This is a genomic window from Massilimicrobiota sp. SW1139, from assembly GCF_012027715.1.
In the GTDB taxonomy this organism is placed as follows: domain Bacteria; phylum Bacillota_I; class Bacilli_A; order Erysipelotrichales; family Coprobacillaceae; genus Allocoprobacillus; species Allocoprobacillus merdigallinarum.
The window spans coordinates 1-4,071 of the sequence record NZ_SJOR01000038.1 but is presented as its reverse complement, the minus strand read 5'-3'; the positions used below and the strand labels follow the sequence as shown (position 1 = coordinate 4,071).

5 protein-coding genes are annotated in these 4,071 nt (G+C 33.9%); all 5 read right to left on the bottom strand.

The features are described 5' to 3' along the window. Positions 1-39 precede the first annotated feature (39 nt). Positions 40-903, bottom strand: a complete 864-nt coding sequence (locus E0K96_RS11940) for a hypothetical protein (RefSeq protein ID WP_168083420.1) — start codon at positions 901-903, stop codon at positions 40-42. 3 nt (positions 904-906) lie between these two features. After that, positions 907-1,632: a PcfB family protein gene (locus E0K96_RS11935; protein WP_168083418.1), complete on the bottom strand. Its 726-nt coding sequence runs from the start codon at positions 1,630-1,632 to the stop codon at positions 907-909. 233 nt (positions 1,633-1,865) lie between these two features. Continuing rightward, on the bottom strand, positions 1,866-2,438 hold the full coding sequence (locus E0K96_RS11930) for a DUF3800 domain-containing protein (RefSeq protein WP_168083416.1): 573 nt from the start codon (positions 2,436-2,438) through the stop codon (positions 1,866-1,868). Between the two features lie 47 nt (positions 2,439-2,485). Then, on the bottom strand, positions 2,486-3,838 hold the full coding sequence (locus tag E0K96_RS11925) for a relaxase/mobilization nuclease domain-containing protein (protein WP_168083414.1): 1,353 nt from the start codon (positions 3,836-3,838) through the stop codon (positions 2,486-2,488). Beyond that, positions 3,825-4,071 (bottom strand): plasmid mobilization relaxosome protein MobC (locus E0K96_RS11920; RefSeq protein ID WP_168083412.1); only part of this gene is annotated, 247 nt, incomplete at its 5' end. The genes E0K96_RS11920 and E0K96_RS11925, both read right to left, overlap by 14 nt.

Here is a 4,071-nt window from a genome sequence, read left to right as displayed (position 1 = left end):
CCATATCAGTAACTTTTATTGCATACTGTTCTTCCTTGTTCATCTTTCATGCTCTCCTGCTTCTTTTTGTTTTGTCTGTTCCTGTTGAGCATACAATCCATATTTGATATTTGTAGAGACGCTGTCAGTAACACGACTGATGTTTTCAAGTTCCTGCTTGATTTCTTTAGGGTTCATGGAAAAGAAATGTTCATTTGAAGATGAAACAAACATAGTGTTATAATCACCAATTCCATATCTTCTTGAAATCATATATGCTGAACATTCAGCTTGAAAGGATACTTCTTCTCTGGTTCCACCCATATCCATATATTCAATCATGCAGTATTCTCTGATAATGCCATTAATCATTGCTTTGGGATCTAATCCATCTTTGACAAGAATTTTTTGAGATTCTGGATCAAAATATACTCGTTCAAAACTCTTTGTATCCTGTTCGATGACCTCTGGCAGTATATCTTTTTTATAGATCAAGGCACTTAGTATTTCCTTTGTGCTATATTCTGGAGAATGAATATGATTATTTTTACCTTGCAGCTGAGAAATATCAAATACAAACTTTGGATTGTAAGAGATTCCAGCACTTCCATCTTTTCGAGTATATTCTCCGGGTTCTAATATTTGGATACCTTTTTGTCCTTTTCGAATATACTTGTTATCTTCTCGCCAATGACTGATGTCCTTTAGCTGTGTTGCATTGGGATTTTGTGCCATGACAAGTAATGTGTTAGTGACGGTATAATCAAGCTGAGATTTCAGATTAAGATAAGTTAAAAAGTTATCTGCACTTTCCACAGCTTTTTCAACCTGTTCATTTGCCATGTTGAATAATGATTGTCTTTTTTCATTCATCATCTTAGCAAATTCTTCTTTAGACCATTTATGTTGTTTCTGTTCGTTCATGATTTATCTCTCCTTTGTTTTTTTATTTTTTGATTTGTTTCTTTGTTTTGAACGTCCTGATTTTTTATGCGACATCTTGTATTCATTGAGTTTAGCTCGAACAGAAGGACGTTCAGTATTTTCTTGCATTGAGATATGCTCGAACGGATTGTCTTTTGTTTTCTCTGTCCAAGCTTTCTTCGGGTTTATATCACTGTTTTCCTTTCTGTTTTTCTGTTCCTTGTTTTTTGTTGAAGCCATTAGCTTATGAACAAGATCATCATGTTCTTTATCATTGAGAATAGGAACATCTTTCAGTGGGTTTTGTCTTTCGTTGAGGATTGAATTTCGAATAGCGTTGGTATCGATGGTTGCTAATTCATATTTATCTACAATTCTGCTTATCTTCGCAGCATCTTCAGCACGAACCATGATATCGCAAATACCGTCAGTGTTGTTTTTTTCTTTGAGCACGGAATATAAAACACCATAACGTTTGGCTTCTTGACAGAACGTTTTTAAATCCTTATGTCTTATGGCAAAGACTTTGAGTTCTTTGCCAGACTTTAACATGGAATTAAGCCTGGCCTTTCCCTTGACCTTTTTTCTGTCTGTTAAAATAGCATAAAGCGTTGCCGCCAAAGATTTAGATGCCATACCACCAGCTTTGAGTGCAACATTGGCAGCAACTTCAATGCCCTGTAAAGTCATACGTGTCATTTGATCGGCAGTTTCTCCACCTGTTGTCATTGTTTTCACACTCCTTTAATTTTGAATTGATTGGAGATATTTAGAAATGCAAAAAAGCGATGAATTGAATCATCGCTTTAGAAATAAAATTGATTAAACTGTATAGAAAAAGACATGGCCCCGCATCAATCTGCACATCCAGCCTCGAGCGGCCAGAAAACCATGTCTATAAGAGTATACTCTCTTTCTAAGAAAAATATACCATGATTGTTGCGTTATGTCAACATAAAGTGTTATTTGACTTCATAGTAATTGGATAATAGATAATATAGTGTGCTTTCTTTTTTATCAATATGAAGGCGGATGATACTGCATATATTATCTATAAATTGTAATCCAAATTCTATTTCGGAATCCTGTGATTTTATCGAATCAATATTAGGTAACTGTGATAAAGATTTGATGATTTTTTCTTCAAAGTCTTTTTTATTAAATGTGTCGAAAATAATATCTATTTGTTCATCAATATTTAAAACGATATTGTTTAGAAGTTGTAAATAGATTCGCTCTTTGCTATCTTGATTAAATTTATTGCCATCTTTTTTATATACGCTATAAATAATAGAGTAATTTAATGAATCAATATGTTCTAGCATACAAACTTTTATTTTCTGATATTCCTTATCCAACATAACTGATTTAAATTCTGTAAACAGTTTTTCTTTTTTCTTTGGAGGGATTGGGAAATTTTTTACCTTCTTTTTAAACTTTCTAAAAGTCACATCGGTCTTTAATTTTGATTCAGTCAACAGTCCAGCAACTATGAAGTAATCCTCACATTCTGTTTCATCAACAAATAATATCATTGCATATTCTCCTCCTATTTTTAAAAGGTCTTTTCATATTCTATCAGTTATCTGTCAACATTTCTATATTCTTTGTTGATTTTTGTATCTTTTTGACTGTCGTTCACCGATTTAATAATACTTTTCATTTTTAGCGAACGATCTTTTATCCTCTCATAAAGCACCACCTCCTTTCGTAGTGATTTGATTTGCTCTGTCATGGTTTCAACGTCTTGTTGAAGTAATGTTTTTGATTCTGCATTGCGACAGCGTTTAATTTTTCCATACACACATTTACGTTCATTTTCAAGCGAACGCTTTTGTGTATTTGTTTTCTCAAGGTTGGATTCTAATTCTTCCATAGTGTTGATATTCTTCTTTGCAAGAAATGTAACCTCCTCAGTAATCTGATCCAGTTTCAATAAATCTTGTTTAAGATAGTAATGTACTTTTGGAGCAGGTCTTTGATGAGGAATCACTCCAAGGATAAACATGTAATGTACATATAATGCTTTAAAGCCAGTCAGTTTCCTTGCTTTTTTTAAATCACCTTTATAGTAGTATTTCTTTGGTTCTGTATGGGCAGGTGATTCAAACTGTGCATAGCGACGTTCATATAAACGCTGTTCAATAATGCTCATATCATAGCGTCCATCTTTTGTTAGCTTATGCAGACGAAAGGCTCTTTCTCCACCTTGTGGCTTAAGTGAAATGTATTTTCCTTCACGAATGGAGTATCCCATATCCTTTAATGCGTTTAGGAATTGTTTTTTAGTAGTTGATTTAGAAATTGCATATTCAACATCATCAACAACTAGACTTCGTTTTGTTGGTCGGTTTTCTTTTTCTGCTTTCCATTCTGCATAATGACGAGAGTGACTACTTTTATCTTCAATGACTGAAAGCTGATACTTTTCACAAAGTACATCCGATACCTCTCTCATTCTTTTATAGGTAGCTTTATTATCGTAATAACGTTTGCCATCACGGAAGGAAACAGAATTGATGACAAAATGATTATGATAGTGGTGCTTATCTATGTGCGTTGATACCAGAACTTCAAAACGATCTCCCCATAGAATATTGGCAAGTTCAATACCAATCTGATGTGCAGTTTCAGCATCAACTTCATCGGGCTTGAATGACTGATAGCCATGAAAGGCAAGAATGCCATCTTCTTTGCTGTATGTTTTTTTGGTTAGGACCATATCTTCAAAGGCAGTGGAAAGATGAGTGTTGATTCCAGTAACATATAACTGCTTTTCAGTTTTTATATCCTGAGTTGTATAATGGATACTTTGAGAAAGTCCATTGAACTGAAAGTCAATGTCATCAAGAGCGTCAGTCTTTTCTGGATTGCTGGTATAGTCAAGCACACGTTTAAGATGATTTTTTACTGGCCATATTTTAGTTGTTGCCATCATCAACAGCCTTTCTAGGGAGAAGAACATCAGTTCTGATTTGTACAATATTTTTATGAAGATCATCGAGAGCATATCTCATTTTATGATAGTCTATATTTCCAGTTTTGTTGGCTATGATGCACAATTGATTAAGATTGTTTCCAATCATTCGCAATTGCTTGATCATATCATAAAAATCTTTCTTTGGTTTTGATGGTGGTTCATAACCGGCAATGAGCAGACGGATATAT